Annotated in this window: 23 protein-coding genes; 22 read left to right on the forward strand and 1 reads right to left on the reverse strand. The window is 36.0% G+C overall.

Annotated elements, in window-relative coordinates; translation table 11 throughout:
- The first annotated feature begins 101 nt into the window (after positions 1-101).
- The 22 genes from comGA to RU96_RS05845 all read left to right on the forward strand — a co-directional run bounded on the left by comGA (position 102) and on the right by RU96_RS05845 (position 20,052).
- Positions 102-1,040, forward strand: coding sequence for a competence type IV pilus ATPase ComGA (comGA, locus tag RU96_RS05740; protein ID WP_071864583.1), 939 nt, complete (start codon positions 102-104; stop codon positions 1,038-1,040).
- Positions 1,012-2,025 carry a competence type IV pilus assembly protein ComGB gene (gene comGB / locus RU96_RS05745; RefSeq protein WP_071864584.1) on the forward strand — a complete coding sequence of 338 codons (1,014 nt, stop codon included), beginning with the start codon at positions 1,012-1,014 and terminating at the stop codon, positions 2,023-2,025. The genes comGA and comGB overlap by 29 nt, the downstream gene beginning before the upstream one ends.
- Before the next feature lie 15 nt (positions 2,026-2,040).
- Positions 2,041-2,358, forward strand: coding sequence for a competence type IV pilus major pilin ComGC (comGC, locus tag RU96_RS05750; RefSeq protein WP_071864585.1), 318 nt, complete (start codon positions 2,041-2,043; stop codon positions 2,356-2,358).
- The gene (gene comGD, locus RU96_RS05755; protein WP_071864586.1) at positions 2,327-2,785 is read left to right on the forward strand and encodes a competence type IV pilus minor pilin ComGD; all 459 of its coding nucleotides are present in this window, start codon (positions 2,327-2,329) and stop codon (positions 2,783-2,785) included. The genes comGC and comGD overlap by 32 nt, the downstream gene beginning before the upstream one ends.
- On the forward strand, positions 2,757-3,077 hold the full coding sequence (locus RU96_RS05760) for a hypothetical protein (RefSeq protein WP_249024152.1): 321 nt from the start codon (positions 2,757-2,759) through the stop codon (positions 3,075-3,077). The genes comGD and RU96_RS05760 overlap by 29 nt, the downstream gene beginning before the upstream one ends.
- Entirely contained in the window at positions 3,067-3,486 is a 420-nt protein-coding gene (gene comGF, locus RU96_RS05765) for a competence type IV pilus minor pilin ComGF (RefSeq protein ID WP_071864588.1), read from the forward strand. Before RU96_RS05760 ends, comGF begins: the two co-directional genes overlap by 11 nt.
- The gene (gene comGG, locus RU96_RS05770) at positions 3,464-3,847 is read left to right on the forward strand and encodes a competence type IV pilus minor pilin ComGG (protein WP_071864589.1); all 384 of its coding nucleotides are present in this window, start codon (positions 3,464-3,466) and stop codon (positions 3,845-3,847) included. The genes comGF and comGG overlap by 23 nt, the downstream gene beginning before the upstream one ends.
- Before the next feature lie 187 nt (positions 3,848-4,034).
- On the forward strand, positions 4,035-5,036 hold the full coding sequence (locus RU96_RS05775) for a class I SAM-dependent methyltransferase (RefSeq protein WP_071864590.1): 1,002 nt from the start codon (positions 4,035-4,037) through the stop codon (positions 5,034-5,036).
- A gap of 20 nt (positions 5,037-5,056) precedes the next feature.
- Positions 5,057-6,238 (forward strand): acetate/propionate family kinase, encoded by a 1,182-nt coding sequence (locus tag RU96_RS05780; RefSeq protein WP_071864591.1) that lies wholly within the window; start codon positions 5,057-5,059, stop codon positions 6,236-6,238.
- Between the two features lie 87 nt (positions 6,239-6,325).
- Positions 6,326-6,514: a hypothetical protein gene (locus tag RU96_RS05785; RefSeq protein ID WP_071864592.1), complete on the forward strand. Its 189-nt coding sequence runs from the start codon at positions 6,326-6,328 to the stop codon at positions 6,512-6,514.
- 117 nt (positions 6,515-6,631) lie between these two features.
- The gene (locus tag RU96_RS05790; protein WP_071864593.1) at positions 6,632-7,045 is read left to right on the forward strand and encodes a GNAT family N-acetyltransferase; all 414 of its coding nucleotides are present in this window, start codon (positions 6,632-6,634) and stop codon (positions 7,043-7,045) included.
- Between the two features lie 331 nt (positions 7,046-7,376).
- Positions 7,377-8,345 (forward strand): SIS domain-containing protein, encoded by a 969-nt coding sequence (locus RU96_RS05795; protein WP_071864594.1) that lies wholly within the window; start codon positions 7,377-7,379, stop codon positions 8,343-8,345.
- A 109-nt stretch (positions 8,346-8,454) separates the two neighbouring features.
- On the forward strand, positions 8,455-9,270 hold the full coding sequence (locus RU96_RS05800; protein WP_071864595.1) for a fructoselysine 6-kinase: 816 nt from the start codon (positions 8,455-8,457) through the stop codon (positions 9,268-9,270).
- A 75-nt stretch (positions 9,271-9,345) separates the two neighbouring features.
- Positions 9,346-10,056 (forward strand): GntR family transcriptional regulator, encoded by a 711-nt coding sequence (locus RU96_RS05805; RefSeq protein ID WP_071864596.1) that lies wholly within the window; start codon positions 9,346-9,348, stop codon positions 10,054-10,056.
- Positions 10,057-10,090: 34 nt separating this feature from the next.
- Positions 10,091-11,584 carry an amidohydrolase family protein gene (locus RU96_RS05810; RefSeq protein ID WP_071864597.1) on the forward strand — a complete coding sequence of 498 codons (1,494 nt, stop codon included), beginning with the start codon at positions 10,091-10,093 and terminating at the stop codon, positions 11,582-11,584.
- A gap of 59 nt (positions 11,585-11,643) precedes the next feature.
- Entirely contained in the window at positions 11,644-13,053 is a 1,410-nt protein-coding gene (locus tag RU96_RS05815) for a YfcC family protein (protein ID WP_071864598.1), read from the forward strand.
- A 399-nt stretch (positions 13,054-13,452) separates the two neighbouring features.
- The gene (locus RU96_RS05820) at positions 13,453-14,283 is read left to right on the forward strand and encodes a MarR family winged helix-turn-helix transcriptional regulator (RefSeq protein WP_071864599.1); all 831 of its coding nucleotides are present in this window, start codon (positions 13,453-13,455) and stop codon (positions 14,281-14,283) included.
- A 221-nt stretch (positions 14,284-14,504) separates the two neighbouring features.
- Positions 14,505-16,289, forward strand: coding sequence for an ABC transporter ATP-binding protein (locus RU96_RS05825; protein ID WP_071864600.1), 1,785 nt, complete (start codon positions 14,505-14,507; stop codon positions 16,287-16,289).
- 238 nt (positions 16,290-16,527) lie between these two features.
- On the forward strand, positions 16,528-17,331 hold the full coding sequence (gene proC / locus RU96_RS05830; RefSeq protein WP_071864601.1) for a pyrroline-5-carboxylate reductase: 804 nt from the start codon (positions 16,528-16,530) through the stop codon (positions 17,329-17,331).
- A gap of 13 nt (positions 17,332-17,344) precedes the next feature.
- Positions 17,345-17,944, forward strand: coding sequence for a TetR/AcrR family transcriptional regulator (locus RU96_RS05835; protein WP_071864602.1), 600 nt, complete (start codon positions 17,345-17,347; stop codon positions 17,942-17,944).
- A gap of 340 nt (positions 17,945-18,284) precedes the next feature.
- Positions 18,285-19,364, forward strand: coding sequence for an ABC transporter permease (locus tag RU96_RS05840; RefSeq protein ID WP_071864603.1), 1,080 nt, complete (start codon positions 18,285-18,287; stop codon positions 19,362-19,364).
- A 4-nt stretch (positions 19,365-19,368) separates the two neighbouring features.
- A complete protein-coding gene (locus RU96_RS05845) occupies positions 19,369-20,052 on the forward strand; it encodes an ABC transporter ATP-binding protein (RefSeq protein ID WP_071864604.1) in 684 nt (227 codons plus the stop codon).
- 220 nt (positions 20,053-20,272) lie between these two features.
- Here the strand turns inward: RU96_RS05845 and RU96_RS05850 are convergent, their stop codons facing one another.
- A complete protein-coding gene (locus RU96_RS05850) occupies positions 20,273-21,163 on the reverse strand; it encodes a cation diffusion facilitator family transporter (RefSeq protein ID WP_071864605.1) in 891 nt (296 codons plus the stop codon).
- Between the last annotated feature and the right edge of the window lie 377 nt (positions 21,164-21,540).

A 21,540-nucleotide genomic window follows, 5' to 3' on the forward strand; every position in this document is an offset into this window, starting at 1 on the left:
CAAAGAGTTACCCACTACCTTTCGCTTTTCTTGTTTAAAAAATTTATGGCTTAAAACGAAAATTATAAATTTAGCGTATCTCATTATGAGGAGGAAGGAGAATGGATGTTACTTGTTTGTCAGAAAAATTGATCAGATATGGTATGACACATCAGATGGAGGACTTATACATTACCCCGCAAAAAGACCAATGGCAGCTTCAATTTAGACAAGGAAATAAGCGGATCGTCTTTGATACTCTCAAAAAAGAGCATGCGGAAAAATTAATTGCGCGGTTTAAATACTTAGGCCAAATGGATGTCGGAGAAAAGCGGAAAGTACAACTTGGGGCCATCACTTATGAAACTGCGGTTGGCAAACAGCGCTTGCGTCTTTCGATTGTGGGCAATTATGAAGGTAAAGAAAGTTTAGTTTTGCGTTTTTTACAACCTTTAGCAAAATCAGCTCATTTTTATTTTCCAGAACAGTTGGAAATTATCCGTCAGATGACAAATAGACGGCGTTTGTATTTATTTAGTGGTCCGACTGGTTCTGGTAAAACCACGTTAATGTATCGCTTGGCAAAACATAGCGTAGGACAAGTGATTACAATTGAAGATCCGGTTGAAATTGAAGAGGATACTTTTTTACAGCTACAAACCAATACTGTAATTGGTCAAACCTATGATACTTTGATTCAACTGGCGTTACGTCATCGACCGGACTGTCTTATTATTGGTGAAATCAGAGATTCCTTAACTGCAAAAGCCGCAATTCGTGCAGCATTAACCGGTCACAAAGTTTTTGCTACCGTCCATGCGGCCAATTTAGCCCAAACGAAAAGTCGCCTACGTGATTTATTGCCTAGTGAAAATGAATTGGACTATTGTCTAGGGGGAATTATCTACCAGCGCTTATTAACCGATATTAATCAAAAGACAGCCGGATTACTCGCTTATCAATTTGAAAAAGAAGTTCCTTTATCCAATTGGCAGCAAAATTTGAGGCAATTAGTTGAAGAAGGGCGAATTCATGAAGAAATTTTGCAACAAGAGCAATGATAAACAACGTTTAGTCAAAACATTGGCAGATTTATTATTAAGTGGCTTTACCTTACTGCAAGCAATTGAAGTGCTCCAACGTAGTCATGAATTTGATGAGTTGAAACTGGCGGCATTTCGTAAAGCACTGGCTGCAGGGACAGCATTAAGTGAAGTTTTTGTGACAATTGATTTTACAGCCGCTGAGATTGCACAAGTTCAATTAGCTGCAGAGCAAGGTTTATTAGCAGAAACATTGCGTCAAATTGCTGAACAACTGGAGTTAGTCACTAAACAAAAAAGAGCTTTGCAGCAAGTTTTAAGTTATCCCTTGTTACTACTGCTTTTTGTAAGTGGTGTCATGGGCAGTTTGCATCACTTTTTGCTGCCGCAGTTATTAGCTTCAGATATGTTACCTAAAAACCATTGGGGGCTTTTATTCCTACGCTATAGTCCTTATGTATTCCTTATTTTTGTGATTGGAATTTTAGGAACGTCTATTTTGTTAAAATGCTATTTCAATAAAATATCTGCTTTGAAACAAGCTACATTTTTTAGTCATTTACCATTAGTTAATCATTTTTATCGCTTATTCATCGGTAGTTATTTTGCACTAGAGTGGGGCAAACTCTTTTGTCAGGGACTAGAAATCAACCAAATTATTCAGGTAATGCAAAAGACTGCTCCGAATTCTTTATTGTGCCAGATTGCTTGTGAACTGGATGGTGCATTGCAACAAGGAGAACCGCTTAGCAAAAAGCTACAAACCTATCCGTTTTTGCCACCAGAATTTAGTCTGATTGTATTTCAAGGCCAAGCAACAGGAAAAATGGGAACGGAGTTGATTTTATACAGTAAATTATGTAGTCAAAAATTGAATTACAAAGTGGAAAGAGGCATTAGTCTGATTCAGCCAGTAGTTTTTGTCGTTATTGCGATTTTGATTATTAGTGTTTATGGCGCCTTATTTTTGCCGTTGTATGAAAATATACAGCTGAATAACTGAAAGGGGAGTAAGCTCGTGTGGTTTAATATCAATAAAATCAAAAAAATAAAGGAAAAAAAGAACTATTCTGCGTTCACGATTATCGAAATGCTAGTCGTGTTATTTATTATTAGTATCTTGTTATTACTGTTTGTACCTAATCTCTCAAAACAAAAAGATCAAGCTGAAAAAGGTGGCGAGACTGCGGTTGTGAAGACTGTCGAAACACAAATTGAACTATTCAAATTAAATAATCCCAGTGGTGTAGCCAATGAAGAAAGTATGGTACCAGAATATGTTACAAGTGAACAATGGGCAATCTATGAAAAATATAATCAAAATTCAACCGAGTAATCGTCAAAATGCTGGTTTTACCATTGTAGAATCTTTAATAACTTTGTTTGTGATTTCTATTTTTCTTTTCATACCAACATTAACGTTACAGCCATTAATCGCAAAAACGAAAGTCGAATTATTTTTAGCACAATTTGAACAAAATTTTTTGTTGTTACAACAAACCGCAATTACCCAACAAATTGAGACAACATTGAGATTTGATCAAGAAAAAAGAGTATTGCAGTATGAAATTTTAGAACAAGAAAGCTATCCTGATTTACCGCTACCAGAGGAGTTAAGTTGCAAGATGCCACAAACTATTGTGATAAAGGCGGATAGTGGTAATTATTCGGGGATGGAATCTGTCATTTTTCAATGGGAAAAGACAAAAATTATGTATCAATTTCAATTAGGAAGTGGTCGCTTTGTCAAAACAATTACCTAAAGGCTTTATTTTGTTAGAGGCTTTGGTGTCGTTGAGCATTTTAACCGGCTGTGCTTTAATTTTAATTCACCAGCAACAACAACTATTAATGAGAAGTGAAAACGCCAAAGCACAGTTATTGCAAAGCCGGATTATGTATGAAGAAGCACGGATCATCTTGCGACATGACGGGGTAAATTTCCATACTGTAAGTTATGAAAAGCAAGATTACGTTATTCATTATAATCCACGAACCTACTATTTTTATTGTCAAAGAGATAATCATCTCATGGAGGTTAAACTTGAAAATTAATGGGTTTACACTTTTAGAATGTTTAGTGGCGCTCTTCATTTTTAATTTGTGTTTGTTGTTAATTAGCAGCCTTTTTTTACGGACGATACATTTAAAAGAAATTGTTACCAAAAGACAAGAGCAGGAGTTTGCGACTTTTATGCTCCAATTAGAAAATGAATTGCAAGATACAACGTTACTTTCTTGCACTCCAGCAGTTTTAAAGTGCAAAACTACTGAAGGTAAGACAATTTCAATTGAAAAAGGAGATAATATGATTCGTAAAAGAGTAGATAAAGAAGGACATCAGCCGCTTTTAATGGACGTTTATCATCTCCGCTTTTCTAAAAACTTGATGACCAAAACCGTTACTTTACAAGTCTTTTTTCAATCAGGAGATGTTTGTTATGGAAAATGGGTGGAAAACTGAGCATAAGGCCGGTATTTTATTATCAACACTACTCTTAGTTGCCCTAATTAGCTTACTAAGTTACAGTGTCTTAACGCACCATTTCATAACGGCGACTGCCGCGATTAAAACAGAGCGCTTATATCGGGCTAAAACAATGAGAGAGTTATTTTTAGTTTACTACTTCACATTATCAGATGAAAAACAACAAAAAGGGACAGTGGAGTTCTCAAATGGGTCTTGTCAATTTGAAAAAGAACAAAAAGACTTAAAATTATTGATTGAACTAGAGAAACAAAATTTTCATTTTACCGTCAGTGAAACAGAATTAACTAAGCTATCCCAACGATTTAAAGATAACAAAAAATCTGTTTCTTATTAAGAATATAACAGTTGCTGAGAAAACCTTACCATTTGTGTTTCTCAGCTTTTTGGTATCCTTATCAAAAAAGGTCTATGTTCGTTGTTTCACAAACAAAAATGTGAATTTTTGATTGATAAATTTTAGGGAATCGGCTATCATTAAACAGGTATAAAAGGTGTTATAATCTCCAGAAAGAAGGTGTCTTATGTTTCCTGATCAATTTGAAGAAGCTTTTTCATTGAATCTTGAAGCCATCCAATTGCTGCAAAATGCTTTGGGGTCCTCATTTCTGGATGCATACATCGAGAATGTGGAAAACCAATTGGACGGATTTAGTGTACGAGTACTAGATGGCGTGCCAGATGACAAAACAGTTGCTAAAATCGACACACTGTACACAAAACTAAAGGAAATCTCTTTATCAGGTGAAGATTTACGGAAATTATCCCAATTACTTTTACTAAAGGGCAGTAAAACAGAACAATTACAAGCTAATCATCAATTAACACCAGATGGGCTCGGATTTTTATTTGTCTATTTACTAGAACAGTTTTATCCCGATAAAAAACAAGCAGTGACTATTTTTGATCCTGCGGTGGGAATGGGCAATCTATTATTGACAGCGCTATTAAATCTGCAAGCTGCTGGCTATCAGGCAAAAGGAGTCGGTGTGGATATTGATGATACATTACTTGCAGTTGCCGCAGCTGATACCGAGTGGACCAAAGGCGATTTACAACTTTTCCACCAAGACAGTTTACAAGATTTATTATTAGATCCAACTGATGTAGCTATTTCTGATTTACCAATTGGCTATTATCCTAATGATCAAAAAGCACAAGAATTTATTACCGGTGTAAAAGACGGCCATTCTTATGCGCATCACTTATTAATGGAACAAGCAATGAATTACGTTAAAGAAGCAGGCTATGGCTTGTTCTTAGTACCAAGTAATCTATTAGAATCTGAACAATCAGCTTATTTTAAAAAGTGGATGGCAGAAAAAGTCTTTTTACAAGGGCTAATTCAATTGCCAGATCAACTTTTCCAATCCGAACAATCCCGTAAAAGTATTTTGATTGTCCAAAATCGTGGAGAGTCTGCTATTCAAAAAGAGGTCTTTTTAGCGAAACTTGCTTCACTAACTGATGAAAAAGTAATCGCTAAATTCTTTAAACAATTTGAAGACTGGAAATCAGCCAATTAATTATTTAAAAGGAGAGTAACATGTCTAAAACAATCGCAATCAATGCAGGAAGTTCAAGTTTAAAATGGCAATTGTACCAAATGCCAGAAGAAAGTGTTGTCGCTAAAGGAATCGTCGAAAGAATTGGTCTAAAAGATTCTATTTTCACGATTAAATACGGCGAAGGCCAAAAATATAATGAAGTTGTCGATATTAACGACCATGAAGTCGCAGTTAAAATGCTATTAGACAAATTAATTGAATTAGAAATCTTAGCAAACTACGATGAAATCACAGGCGTTGGTCATCGTGTTGTACATGGTGGTGAAACGTACAAAGATTCTGTTGTAATTGATGATGAAGTCATGAATAATATTGAAGCATTAGCTGAATTTGCACCACTGCATAACCCTGCCAATTTAATGGGCATTAAAGCATTCAAAAAAATCTTACCTGATATTATCAGTGTGGCAGTTTTTGATACTTCATTCCACGCAACAATGCCTAAACATAACTATTTGTACAGCTTACCAATGGAATACTATACTGACTTTAAAGTACGTAAATACGGTTTCCATGGCACAAGTCATCGCTATGTTTCCCAACGTGCGGCTGAAATGTTAGGAAAACCAATTGAAGAATTAAAAATCATCACTTGCCATTTAGGTAATGGTGCTTCTATTACAGCTGTTGATGGCGGAAAATCAGTGGATACTTCAATGGGCTTCACACCACTTGCTGGGGTGACAATGGGAACACGTTCTGGTGATATTGATCCTGCTGTTTTACCATACTTAATGGACAAATTAAACATTAACATTGAAGCGATGGTTGATATTTTAAATAAAAAATCTGGTTTACTTGGTTTAACTGGCCTTTCAAGTGACATGCGCGACCTTGAAGCAAACTACGACAAAGAAGAAGTAAAAGTTGCGTATGATGTATTCACTGACCGTATCCGTAAATACATTGGTGGTTACGTAACCACAATGAATGGCGTTGACGCAATCGTCTTCACAGCTGGTATCGGCGAAAACGATGCTCACGTTCGTAATGAAGTCATCAAAGGCATGACTTGGTTTGGTTGCGAAATTGATCCAGAGAAAAATAAAGTACGTGGTGAAGAATTAGAAATTTCAACACCAGAATCAAAAGTCAAAGTGTTATTAATTCCAACTGATGAAGAATTAATGATTGCCCGCGACGTTGAACGTTTACGTTAATTTAAAGAATAGCGAGTCATTTGCAAACATCCTATGCTCCTAATAGTGTAGGATGTTTTTTTATTATTTTTTACGATTGGAGTGTATATGCGAACAATAACAGAACAATTTGCGCTTGATATCGGCTGTTTGCCCACAGACTTAACTACGGATACTTTTTGTTATGGACAACCTACCAAAGCTATGTTTTCTTATCATCGATTTGCCGGTGTTGCGATTGTGTATCAGGGAAAGCTCTATATACGAGCAGATAATGTATCCTTAGTTTCACAATAAAAAAAACAGTATCAAGGCAAAAATAATCAATGGTTTTTCGACCTACAAAATATTCAAGCTTTTCAAGCAATTTTAATAAAAAATGGCTATCGTCTAAAAGAATGGGGAACTTTTTTATTGCCACAAAAAATAGTTAACAGTGAAGAGGAGGCTTTTCAATTTTTTTATGGAGACGATATCAAACAATTTAGAAATCAAAAAGATTTTGACCAATGTTTTATGTATAGCAAGGAAGACCCGGATAAGCTAGGTGTAGCCTATCAAATAAATAATAAAATTATTGGCATGGCGGGGTGTAATGAAAACGGTAAGTACTGTTGTGAAATTGGAATAAATATTTTGCCAAATTATCGTAAGCAAGGTTTGGCTACAAAATTAATTCAGAAACTGACAGCTGAGATTATGAAGGCAGATATGGACAGAATTCCTGTCGCTAGAACAGAATTTTCCCACACCGAATCTTTAAATGCTTTTATAAACGCAGGATACAAATTAGGCTGGACGGCTATTAGTTTTGAAAAAGAAGAGTAAATAATTCACTTGTGCGATAGAAAATAGTTGCTTATTTTCTCTTCTTTAGTTGTTTCAGTAAAAAATGAGCTATAATTCACTATTTATCAGCTGACTGCACAAACATATACTTATTAGTGATGAAGTAAAGAGTAGGCAAACATTTTTTTATGTTTGCTTTTTTTAGTCAAAAATTCTAATAAGTTATTGACCTTTACATAGAAATCGATTACACTCATTTTATAAAACGTCATATAACGTTATACAAGATAAAATCGCACTGTTCTATTCGAAAAACAGGGATGTACCTGTACGTAATTTAAAAAGTCTGCAAAATTTAGGAGGACAAAAAATGGATGTAACAAAAACAGTTGAGAATATTTTGGCTAAAAATGAAGGACAGCTTTCCGGTGTTTACTTTGTTGCTTGTGGTGGCTCTTTAGTGGATATGTATGTAGCCGAATATTTTATGAAAGCTGAGTCAAGCAAATGTTTTACTGGTTGGTATACTGCAAATGAATTTTGCCATGTGCCACCCAAAGCTTTAGATGAGCAGGCAGTGGTAATTTTATGTTCTCATGGTGGCAATACTAAAGAAACAGTTCAAGCAGGTCGAGTTGCCCAAAGTTTCGGGGCTCAAACAGTAGGATTAACCCATAACAAAGAAGCGGACTTATTTGAAGTTTCAAACTATAGCTTTTTGTATGATTGGGGCGCAGATGCTGAAGTGAAAAATAATCCAATGGCTATTATTTTAGATTTAACTGTTTCATTAGTTGCGCAAACAGAAGGCTATGCTCACTACGACAAATTTAAAGAAGGTATGGGGATTATTGATACAGTTGTAAAAAACGCCATTGCCCAAGTACAAGAGCGGGTAAAAGTTTTTGCTGATAAATATCAAAATGACACGATGTTCTATATTATGGGAAGTGGCCCTAGCTATGGCCATGCCTATGGCTTTTCTATTTGTTCATTAATGGAGATGCAGTGGCTGGATTCCACATCAGTCCATTCTGGTGAATATTTCCATGGGCCTTTTGAAGTGACCGATCAAGATCGCAATTACATTATGTTAATGAGTGAAGGACGCACTCGGCCTCTAGACGAGCGGGCAAAAACATTTTTACAAGAATATGCCAAAAATGTCGAATACGTCGATGCCAAAGAATTAGGGTTGGATTTAATTCCCACTGAAGTAAATGAATTTTTCAATCCGATTTTATTTTATAGTGTTTTAGCTGAGTATCGTTTGGCTTTGTCTAAAGTACGCAATCATGATTTAGATGTGCGTCGTTATATGGGAAAAGTTGCTTATTAAAATCATTATGTGTGAGGCAGTTAGAAGATAACCTAACTGTCTTCTCCTTAATCAAAAAAATGCAATTGTTATTTCATTTTTGAATGGACAAAAAGAAAGGGGCAGTTTTATGAAAGTTCTTGGATTAGGCGATAATGTAGTGGATAAGTATGTCAATTATAAACTGATGTATCCAGGAGGCAATGCACTGAATTTTGCCGTTTTTTCCAAAAAATTGGGTGTAGACAGTAGTTTTATGGGTGTCTTTGGTACAGATAAAGAAGGACAGTATGTTAAAAAAGTGGTAGAAGAAATTGGTTTAGACAATAGTCATTCTCGGCTAGTTGAAGGTGAAAATGGCTGTGCTCGCGTAGAAATTAAAGACGGGGATCGCATTTTTTTAGGCAGTAATGAAGGCGGCGTGACCCAAACCAATCCGATTCGTTTAAGTGCAGAAGATCAAGACTATCTTAAAACCTTTGATCTGATTCATATGGGACTTTATAGTCATGTCAATCACCTGTTGCCAGTGTTAAAAGAATTGCCTGGCAAAATTTCTTATGATTTTTCTGACGATTTTACAGAAGCTGAAGTTCAAAAGGCGATTGCTGCGGTAAATTTTGGCTTTTTCTCTATGAGTGATGAAAACGATGAAGATGCAAAACAATTTTTACATGAACATTTTACTGGCAACAATGAAGTCTTGGTTATAACAAGAGGTGCCAATTCTGCTATCGCCTATGATGGCCAACGTTTTTATGAGGTGGTTCCTGTGTTAAAAGAACCTGTGGATACAATGGCTGCGGGAGATTCTTTTTTAACTGCTTTTTTAATTAATTATTTAAGTGGGGATGATATTTCTACTGCCATGAAAAAAGGAAATGATTTTGCCGGCGATTCTTGTCTGATAGAAGGATCTTTTGGCTATGGAGTTAGCTACGAGTAACTTGTGTTCAGCTAAGGCATTTGGTACTCTACTTTAGGAGAGATCTTTTGATCAAAAACTAAGTGAGGGACGAATATGCTTGATGCAAATGCACAATTGCCATTATATAAACAGTTAAAAGAAGTTATCAAAACAAAAATAAATACCGGTGAATATACCGAAAATAAACGTATCCCGACAGAACCAGAATTTATTAAAAACTACGGTGTGAGTCGTATTACCGTTCGTAAAGCGATTGAAGAGTTAGTTGCTGAAGGCTATTTGGTAAAAAAACAAGGTAAAGGGACTTTTATCAGTGGGCACAAGGTCTTGCGAAAAATTGAGTATGTTACAGGATTTAGTGATAGTGGTAAAAGCAGCCAGTTAAAGACGACAAGTAGCCTATTAAAAGAAGAAATTTTAACAGCAAATCAAGAACTAGCTGAAAAATTGGAAATTCCCGTTGGCGCTAAAGTTTTATATACCCAAAGAAAGCGTTTGGGTAATGGGACGCCTCTACTATTAGAAAATAATTATTTTGATTATGCCCGTTTTGCTTTTTTACAAGAGGAAGATTTAACTGGTTCTTTGTATGAAATCTTACGCAAACACGATATTTTACCCATCAATCCAGGTGAAACGACTTTGGAAATTGTAACAGCAGATGATTTTATGGCCAAAACAATGGCGGTTGCGATTGGGACACCGTTTTTTTACATGCAGACAGTAGTGAAAGACCAAAATATGCGGCCCATTCATTTTGGCAAACAGTTTTATTTAGGGGATGCGTACACTTTTAGTATTTGATTCACCGCAAAGCTATGTGCTAAAAGGAGGAATCATGGAAAAAATTATTCGCACAAATTACCTTTTTGATGGGATTCATCCGGTGCAAAAGGGTCATATTGTGATGAAAGATGACAAAATCATTGCCAAAGAATTTAACTGGGATTATGGATTAATTTCGGATAAACGCAAATTACTTTGCTATGATGATGATTTTGTTATGCCAGGTTTAATGGACAATCACGTCTTTTTTAGCGGTTATTTGCGCATGCAGGCGGGAATTGATTTAAGTGATTGTCACACCAAAGCCGAAGCCTTAGCGAAAATCAAAGCTGTAGCAGCCAAAAAACATGGGGGACCTATCTATTTTCATGGATTTGATTGTGAAACGTGGCCAGAAAAACCGACCAGCCAAGACTTAGATGACTTAAATTATTCAGGTGCCATTAGTGGCATCGATCAAAAGCGTTCTTACTGTTGGCTAAATAACTATGCTAAAGCACGTTATGATTTGGATGAGACAGGTACTAGTGCAGAGGCTGCTGTAAAATTAATTAATGAATTATTGGCAGATAAAAAAGAGCTAACCGCAGCTTATCAGCAGTATGAAAAGACGCTGCTTGCTTGTGGTGTTGTAGCAACAAAAGAGATTGTTTTTGATAGTGCCGATTATTTCACCTGGCGACCAGAAGGGAAAATTCAGACGCGTTTTTATATTCAAGCCGTAGCTGAGTCTTTGGATATCCCACGGCTGATAAATTACCAACAAACTACTTTTCCTAAAAATGTAACATTTGGTGGCGCTAAAATTATGGTAGATGGCGTCGTGGCAGAGGAAACGGGGGATACTTATGGTGCTTATAGTTCTGGAATAGACCAGCCACAAATTGATTATAATAAAATTGCCTACTTGGTTAAAGCTTGCAATAGTCAAAATATCCCCTGTTGTTTAACAACAGAAGGAGATAAAGCGGCAGCAAAAGCTGCTGAAATTTTAGCTCAAAATAGTAAGCGTTTACCTAATGGTGTTTATAATTCAATTAGTGATTTGGAAATGATCACTAAAGAAACTGCCCAACATATGGCAGAGGGGAAAATTGTCGCCGAAATTTATCCCCAAGTATTAGGTTTAAATGAAAGCTATGAAAAAAGTTATATGGAAAAAGTTTTGCCATACAAGTACGCATCACGATTTTTTAATTATCGTGCTTTGGAGGAGGCGAATATCTTGATTACTAGCGGAACGGACTTACCACTTTTTATAACGAATTTACCAGAAGCAATTATGCGCAGCGTTTGGCGGAGATTTCCTCAAGGTAAAAAACGTTGGCAAGAAGAAAACGGACTTAATTGCCTTAGTTTACTCCAAAGTTTTACGAAAAATGCTTTTCTAGCTAATGGAATAAAAGATTGTGGCACGCTTTTGAAAGGACAAAAAGCGCATTTAGCGATTTTCAATGAAGATTTAACGACACAAGATATTACGCGACTAGAGCAAGCAAAAGTGATTGCTACGTATATTGACGGTCAGCTAGTCTATCAAGTATAAGTTTCAAGTTTTATACAACGTTATAAAACGTATATGCGTGTATCAAAGGAGGAAAAGATATGGAAGTAACAGAAAAAACAAAAAAGAAATTTACCTTTCCCCATAGTTATACTCTAATTTTTTGTTTGATTGTCGCAGCGGCAATTCTAACTTGGATTATTCCCAGTGGTCAGTTTGAAACAGTAATAGAAAATATTAATGGCACAGAAAAAACGACCGTGATTCCTGGCACCTATCACCAAATTGCTAAATCAGGTTATGGTCAGGGAATAGGTGCTATTTTAGAAGCGCCAGCAGCGGGAATTATATCAGCGGTTGAAGTAGTTGCTTTTGTATTGGTAGTAGGTGGCGCGTTTGGGGTGATTCTAAAAACAGGAGCGGTAGACCGCGCTTTGTTCTCCTTGGCTACGTCGCTTGGAGACAAAGGAATTCTAGTGATTCCTTTATCTATGATTTTGTTTAGTTTAGGTGGTTCTACCTTTGGCATGAGTGAAGAGGTGATTCCGCTATTCGCAGTATTTATTTCGCTGATGTTCTCATTAGGATATGATTCAATGACAGCTATTTTAATTTTATTTTTGGGAACACAAGTAGGTTATGTTGGTTCAACCATTAATCCTTTTAATGTCTTAATTGCTCAAGGTGTAGCTGGTGTACATGGTAATCCATTATTATGGTATCGGGTTATTTGTTGGTTGATTTTAACGGTGATTGCGATTATTTTTACTATGAACTACGCTCGTAAAGTAAAAGCTAATCCGAAAAGTTCTGTGGTTTATGCAAGTGATCAATTAGTTAAAAGCAAATTTCAAAATTTTGAACAAGATAAACCTTTTTCTGGCGGTGACAAGTTGATTGTGGCTGGTTTTATCGGTGGTTTAGGTGTAATGATTTGGGGCATTATTGCACAAGGCTGGTATATGGTCGAAATCTCAGCGCTATTTGTAGCTTTAGCGTTGTTTGCTGGAGTTGTGGCAAAATTTGGGCAAAAAAAAATTGCGGAAGCTTTTGTGGAAGGTTGCGCTGATTTTGCTTATGCTGCGGTCATTATCGGTTTGGCACGAGGCGTTTTAGTAATTTTAGAAAATGGCATGATTATCGATACAATTTTGAATAGTTTGGCAACTCTTTTGGGTGGACTACCTAAAGCCTTATTCTCTACCATTTTATTAGGTGCTCAAGTTTTAGTGACATTTTTTGTACCTTCGTCTTCAGGTGCTGCGGCTTTAACGATGCCTGTTATGGCACCTTTAGGAGATTTACTTGGTATAAATCGAGATGTCATTGTTTTAAGCAATCAGTTTGGGAATGGTTTGATGAACATTATTTCTCCAACAGGTGGCGTTTTATTGGCTGGTCTAGCGATTGCCGAAATTAATTTTTCGAAATGGTTTAAAGTTGGTTTAAAAGCTTTTGGTATACTAGCAGTGACTGCGGCGATTTTACTTTATATTGCCACTTTATTTTAGTTATAAGATAGAATGTCAATAATTAGCTTTTTTTCCTAGTTTAAAGATAAGGCAAATGTAAGATTCACCCAAATTAGTGATAAATCAGGTATAATAGTTGTGTGAGTCTAGCGTTCAACTTCAATTCGTTAGAATCATTTTTGCAATACTAAAAAGAAGCAGAATGTGATTATCTACGCCAAATGGGTAATTAACGACTGCTTCTTTTTAAATAAAATTTTTAGTAGCAGAAAGGTTGAAATTTCAATCTTTCTGCTACTTTTTTTTAGTCATTTAAAAATCAATTGAATTTTTTGAGGTAAAAGTATTGACAATTGTTCGGTACCGAAATATAATCGTCAACGAAATAAAGTTCGGTACCGAAATGTTCGGCACCGTAATAAAAGTGAGGTAATTTGAATGAGTAAATTAAGTGATCAATTATTAAAACAAATTCGTTTCATCAGTGATGCTGGTAATGCATTTATGAGTAAGCGTCAGAAATTAACTGGGCAACAACGTGTACTGGCAGTATTGCGTCTAGAAGATGGTTTAACACAGGGCTATCTAGCGGATATTTTGGGGTTGAGTCCAAGTTCTTTAGCAGAATTGTTGAAAAAATTGGAAAACAGCGGTGCGATTAAGCGCGTTGAAGACGAGCAGGATAAACGGATTAAAATGGTATTTTTAACAGCTGAAGGCAAGAAGCAAGCTGAAGCGTCAGCACAAGCGGCAGATACTATTGAAAGTGAATATTTTTTTGATGGTTTAACAGAAGCTGAAATGTCAGAATTAGCTACTTTGTTGCAAAAAATAATGGACGGTTGGAGTGAGGAAATGAAGCAAAAAGCAGAGGCTTTTGTCGATCCATTTGATCGTCTTGCAGCTGTTCAAAATATGAAAGCCGCTTTTAAAGAGCGTTTTGGCCAAGAATGGTCAGAAATGGATGCGGCTGAAATGAATAAATTTCGACGCCAAATGAAGAAAAAAATGCGGGAAATGTCATTTGAAGATTTTGAACAAATGCGCAATTTTCGTGGTGGTTTTGGCGGTTTTGGCTTTGGTGGCGGACCAAGAGGTGGACGCGGCGTGCATCACGGTGGTCGTAATTTTCACGAAAATCATCAACATAAAACTAGCGAACAACAAGAAGCTTGGTTTGATTTTTGGCAAAATAAATTTGGTGGTATGAAACCCAAACAAGAAAATCATGATGATTCTAACCAAGATGATGATTGGCAAGATTTCTAAAAAGTAACCGAAATGAGAGTGCGACAAAAGTCTTGTCGCACCTCCTATTTCCGAATAAACGTTGTGACAGAAGCAGCTTTTCTCACAACCTCGTGCTATAGGTATATTAATAAAATTATCTTGTCTAAAAGTTTGAAATTTCAGAGAAACTATCGAGATTGCAAACTTTCGTTGGAATTGAGTTTTATCTAAACATTTAATTTTGAAAAGAGGAATTTACAATGCCACAAGGTGGATGCGGCCGTGAAGCTGCAATATTTGATGATGAATTACCAAAACCAAAAGGAACATTTAAATTTAAAGATTTTTTGAAACTGATTAATAGTGTTAGTCCCAAAAAAGGGCTCTTTGCTTTTGGTCTATTATTAAGTTTAATTACCAGCGGTGCTAGTTTAATCGTGCCGCAATTAACTAAAGGATTAGTTGACACCAGTGAATTAGCAAAAATTGATGGTAAAATGGTGGCGGTCTTAGGCATAGCTTTTATCGTTTATTTGGGCTTTGGTGCAATTGGCGGTTACTTTTTACGTTATGTCGGTGAAAGCTCGATAAAGACATTACGGGAGAAACTATGGCATCATCTTTTGCATCTGCCAGTAGGTTATTACGACAATCACAAATCAGGTGAAAGTAGTTCCCGACTGGTAAATGATACAAGTGTCATTAAAGACTTGGTTACAACCCAATTCCCTAATTTTATTACCGGTGCTATTCAATTAGTCGGATCTGTGATCATCTTATTTATTATGGACTGGAAAATGGCAGCCTTAATGTTTATTTCAGTGCCAATTGTGATGGTAGTCATGCTACCAATTGGCAAAATTATGATGAAAATTGGTAGACAGATGCAAAGTGCATTGGCGGATTTTAATGCGGATACGACTGAAAAGATTTCTGAAATTCGTTTAATTAAATCCAGTAACGGTGAAAATTATGAAATGAAACATGGTGGTCGTTATATTGATAAAATCTTTAAATTAGGATTAAAAGATGCCAAGGTTGAAGCAATCTTACAGCCAGTTATGATGACGACGATGTTGGGATTGTTTGTTGGTATTTTAGGTTATGGCGCAGTGCGCGTACAAGCTGGGACGCTAACCAGCGGGGAACTGGTTGCTTTTTTATTGTATCTTTTTAATATCATTACACCAGCTGCTAGTTTTGCGACCTTCTTTTCTCAAGTTCAAAAAGCGATGGGAGCAACAGAACGGATTCAAGCAATCCTAGACACACCAACAGAAACAATTACTGTTGATACAAATATTACTGTCACCGGGAAAACGATTGAAGCGAGTCACTTATCTTTTAGCTACGATGAATCAAAAGTGATTTTACAAGACGTCTCTTTTACTGCAAAACCTAATACGGTGGTCGCTTTTGCCGGACCGAGTGGGGGTGGGAAATCAACTATTTTTGGATTGTTGGAGCGTTTTTATGAACCAAAATCTGGCACGATTACCATTGGTGGACAAAATATCAATGACTTATCTTTGAAAGATTGGCGTTCACAAATTGGTTATGTTTCACAAGATAGTGCTGTTTTTGCTGGCAGTATCCGGGATAATTTACAGTATGGATTAGATCATTTACTAACAGATGAAGAAATGTGGCAAGGGTTATCATTGGCTTTTGCAGACCAGTTTGTAAGAGAATTTCCTGATCAATTAGATACTGAAATTGGTGAACGAGGAGTTAAATTATCTGGTGGACAAAAACAACGGATTGCAATTGCTCGTGCCTTTTTACGTAATCCGAATATTTTGATGTTAGATGAAGCGACAGCTAGCCTAGATTCGCAATCAGAAGAAAAAGTGCAACGGGCATTAGATCAATTAATGGCAGGACGGACGACATTAGTGATTGCGCATCGACTTTCAACCATTGTTGATGCTGATAAAATTTACTTCATCGAACATGGAGAAGTTACCGGCAGTGGTACGCACCGTGAATTAATCGTGACACACCCGTTATATGCTAAATATGTTTCAGAGCAAGTAGTGGAATGAAAGTTAAAATTGTAACGTCCAGTTTAAGGCAAACTAGTTGTCTTAAACTGGGCTTTTTGCAATATTTATAAATTGGTAAAATGATATGGTGATACCTCTTTTTGAAGAAAAGCTAAATTATTTAATTATATTTTCAATTAAAAGTAAGTTTTATATAGCCATGATAGTATTTATTTAGCTGATAGTAGCTTTTTTAGAGAAAATATAGCAAACTTAAAACAAAGAGAGGATGAAGGAAATGGCAACGATAGGATTTTATGGTGCGGGAAATATGGGACAGGCAATGCTTGCTGGTTTGCTAGAAGCAAAACTTTACGCGCAAGATGCGATATTTGTCTATGATGCTTATAAACCATCTTTGGAAAAAATCAAGAGAAATTTTGGTGTTAAAACACTGACAGATAGTGATGAACTCATTCAAAAAAGTGATATTATCATTTTTGCAGTTAAGCCGAATGTTTTACTCGAAGTATTACCGCAAGTCGCAAAAGTTATAAAAAATGAACAACTTGTAGTGTCTATAGCTGCCGGGATTACCATTGATACGCTAGTGGATTGTCTTGGAGAAACTCAGAAAATTTTGCGTGTTATGCCTAATACTCCGGCATTAGTGGGAGAAGCAATGTCAGCGGTCGCGGCTAATGCAGTTGTTACTTCAGAAGAAATTGCGCAGGTTTTAGCTATTTTCCGTAGTTTTGGTAAAGCCGAAGTTGTTCCTGAAAAGATGATGGATTGTGTCACAGGATTAAGTGGTTCAGGTCCTGCATTTGTTTATTTGTTTATTGAAGCATTAGCCGATGGCGCTGTTTTTGAAGGCATGTCACGAGAGATGGCTTATGAATTTGCAGCACAAACAGTCTTGGGTGCGGCTAAAATGGTGATTGAAACAAAAGAACATCCGGGCGTTTTAAAAGATCAGGTAACTTCACCTGATGGTACGACTATTACAGGTGTAAAAGTTTTGGAGACTGAAGGCTTACGAGCAGCTATAATGGTAGCAGTCAGTGCGGCTACCAAAAAAAGTCGACAGCTGGGAAATTAGTGGAGGTCTTAAAATGCCGAAATCAACTTTTTTAAATCTAACCGCCGACAAACAAGAAAAAGTTGAAACAATTTTATTGGCAACTTTTTATAATCGGCATATTTCACAAATCAAAGTATCTGAGATTGTGGAAAAAATGGGTATGTCACGGGGGACTTTTTACAAATATTTTATCGATTTAGCTGATGCACACAACTACATCGTTCAAAAGGCTTCGATTGCGGTCCATCGCGATATTTTAACTTCAGTTTATACCACGTCAGAGGATTTATTTGAAGGAATCGCGAACTATTTAGAAAAAATCGCGGTAATTAATAAAACGGCCACAGAATGGCAACAAATTCAGTTGCTGACAGCAAATCCGGCAGTTTTTGCTAAGCGTAATCATAGTAACAACGGGCAAAATGCGATGGTATTGCAATGGCAGGAGCTGCTGTTGAAAAACGATATTGAGTTGGATACGCTAGAAGAAACACAAGAACTCTTATTTTTAATTATGGATTTTGTCATGGAGATTTTGACGGCTTTTATCGTTAACGATTGGGATGAAAAGCAGTTATTAAAAGTTTATCGGATGCGGATTAAATGGTTAAAAAATGGGATTCAAAAATAATAGATTGGAAACATTTGTTAAAACATTTAGCTTAAGTAGAACTCTTGGATGTTCGCTTAAGCTGAATGTTTGTTTTTATTTTGTAAACTTCCTATCCTAGTTAAAGTGAAGGAAGGTCATCGACTACGATATTGTCAAAAAGTTTATTCGATTTAGTGAAGGAAAAATTCGAGATTTGTTGACAACTTTAGCTGTCAATAAAAAGTTTGATGGCAAAACATTAAGAAAAAATTAAGCGGATTAGCGCTTATAAGCAAAAATAGTGACAAAATGTCACTGTGAGATTAAAGTGAACAACGTACTCAAGCAAGAAAATTGTAAATAGGTAAGGATGATGAATATGTTTTTAGCACTTAAAGAAATGCGCTATGCAAAACTACGTTATGGTCTAATCATTGGCATTATGCTGTTGGTTTCTTACGTAGTCTTCTTGCTATCAGGACTAGCTTCAGGACTAGCGCAAGAATTTATGCAAGCGGCAGATGATTGGCAAGCAGATACAGTGGTTTTGGCCAAAGACGCCAATAAGTCATTAAATGCTTCACAGTTAACGCTACAAGATTTTAATGATGTAAAGACAACAAGCAAAAAGGCGCCAATTAGTATTTATAATGGTGCTGCTAAATTAGATAAGAAGACAACAGATATTACATTATTTGGTACAAGTTCAGATGCGTTCATGTTGCCAAAAGTTACCAAAGGCAGTAATGATTTAAAGAAAAATGATATCATTATTTCACAAAATTTAGCAGATGAAGGTTATCAAATCGGCGATAAAATTACGATTGGGAAATACGAAGAAAAATTAACAGTCGTTGGTATTTTTAAAGCTACGTATTACACGGTTACACCAGTTATATATGCGGACACAGAAACATTTGTAAATGTGAAATATAACGGGCAATTACCACAAGATAACACTCAAATGCCAATCAATGGTATTTTAGTCAAAAAAGGTAGTCCGGATTTAACAAGTGATCAAAAAGAAGATTTGGATGCTTTATCATTAAGTGATTTTATTGAAGCCATTCCAGGTTATTCAGCTCAAAACTTGACGTTAAATGGCATGATTTACTTCTTATTTATCGTAGTCACAGCAGTCATTGGGATTTTTATGTACGTGATGACATTACAAAAGACAGCGACTTTTGGCATTATGAAAGCAGAAGGTATCTCAACTGGTTTTATTGCCAAATCAATTATTGCACAATCTTTCATGGTCGGGGTAATGGGCGTGATTGGCGCTGCTGTATTGGCCTTTTTAACTAGTCTGATACTACCGAGTGCCATGCCATTTCAAATTGTGACAAATGATTGGCTCTTATATGGTGTTGTCTTAATAGTTGTAGCTGTTATTGGCGGACTGTTTTCAATTCGAACAGTAACCAAAGTAGATCCAATTACAGCAATTGGAGGTTAAAAAAATGGAAAATGCTTTAGAAATGAATAATGTAAAAAAAGTTTTTGGTAGTGGTCATACGCAAATTACCGCTTTAAAAGGTATTGATTTTGCAGTTAAACCGGGCGAATTCGTCTCGATTATTGGTCCTTCTGGTTCTGGTAAAAGTACTTTTTTGACAATTGCTGGGGGGTTACAGACGCCTTCTAGTGGTAGCATTTTAATTAATGGCAATGACTTTACCAATTTAAATGAAAAAAAACGGAGCCAACTACGCTTTAAAGAAATCGGCTTTATTTTACAAGCTTCAAATTTAATTCCTTTTCTAAAAATTGAGGAACAATTTTTCTTAGTGGATAAAGTGAAAAAAGCCAATTTAGATAAAGAACGTGTGGAAACCATTTTACGTTCTTTAGATATTTTAAACTTAAAAGATAAATATCCCCGTGATTTATCCGGTGGTGAACGACAACGAGTAGCTATTGGACGGGCTTTATACAATGATCCGAGTGTTATTTTGGCAGATGAGCCAACCGCTTCATTAGATACAGATCATGCTTTTGAAGTTGTTAAACTTTTAGCTCATGAAGCGCATCAAAATAAAAAAGCCACTATCATGGTGACCCATGATCCTCGCATGACACAATGGAGTGATCGGGTGTTGAAAATGACAGATGGTGTATTACAACCAGTTCCAAAAGAAAATTAAAAAAACTGCCTGTTCTCAATAATTTGAGAGCAGGCAGTTTTTTTAGGTAAAGAGCTTTTATATTATTTTAGAAATAAGTTTTATTTACCGGCGTGATTGCTAGCAAAATGAACGTGCTCGCTACAACAATAAGCAGAAATTTAAAGAAATATGAAAAAATAATTGATTAAAATTCCCGCTTATTACTTGCGAGTGATCCACCTTTTTTACTTTTCATATTTTAAATGCTGTGTTTTACGGATTCATTTTCAATTTCCCCGAGTTCTACTTGAATGGTGATATGAGAAAGGGCAAAATTTTTCGTTAATTCATGATCTAACTTTTCTAAAAATTGATTGTTATCTGCCAGTGTTTGCCGACAAATGTGAACAGTCAGCGCATTTTCAGTTGTGCTTATTCCCCAAATGTGCAAATCGTGGATGGCTAAAACACCAGGAGTAGCTTCAATGAATTTCTTTACTTCATCGTAATCGACAGCTTTTGGAACAGCATCAAGGGATAAATTGCCGGCATCGCGTAATAATCCCCATGTGCCAATAAAAATGATGACAGCAATCACTAAGCTGATAACAGGATCTAACCAGAACCAGTGGGTGAATTTCACAATAACGGCAGCAACTACCACCCCAACAGACACCAGCGTATCAGCAGCCATATGCAAAAACGCACCTTTAACATTTAAATCGTGGTGTTGATCTTTCATAAAAAGATAGGCGGTAAAACCGTTAATTAAAATACCGATTAAAGCTACCACGATAACTTTATTTTCAGCGACTGGTTGCGGATTTTGTAGTCGTTGTAGTGCTTCTACTAAAATACCACCGATGGCTACTAATAAGAAAATTGCGTTAAATAAAGCGGCTAAAATCGAGCTGCGTTTATAACCATACGTCCGATTAGATGTGCGCGGTCGACTGCTTAATAAAACGGCTACCCATGAAACAACTAGTCCTAAAACATCACTTAGATTGTGACCAGCGTCAGCTATTAAAGATAGCGCATTAGCTGAAAAGCCAAAAATTGTTTCGATAAAAACAAAAATTAGATTAATTAAAATCCCCAATTTGAAGGCATGATTGATATTGGTGGGGGTAGAATGATGTTCATGCATGTGATTTCCTCCAAGTCTAATGTGATAAATTTATAATGATTCGGATATGTACATAAAACGCATGAATATGTAATCATATATATTGAGTTTAACATAATGATTAAAATTGTGCGAAGGATAATGAGCATCTTTTATAAATGAAACTTGTAAATAAAATCTCATTACATATTAGGGTGGACGTGTAAAGACAGCAATATTGTTTTGGATGAAGATAGTTTGCTTTAAAAATTACAGAAAAATGTTCAAAAAATGAAGGTTATTTAATGAAAAAATGAGTTGAAATACGATATTTTATTTAAAGATAAAATTATATAATAAAGGCGTATTTAAGAATTTAAACTATTGAAGTTGAAATGTAGAAAAAGTTATTTTTCTTA

The organism is Enterococcus canintestini (assembly GCF_001885735.1).
Taxonomy (GTDB): domain Bacteria; phylum Bacillota; class Bacilli; order Lactobacillales; family Enterococcaceae; genus Enterococcus_C; species Enterococcus_C canintestini.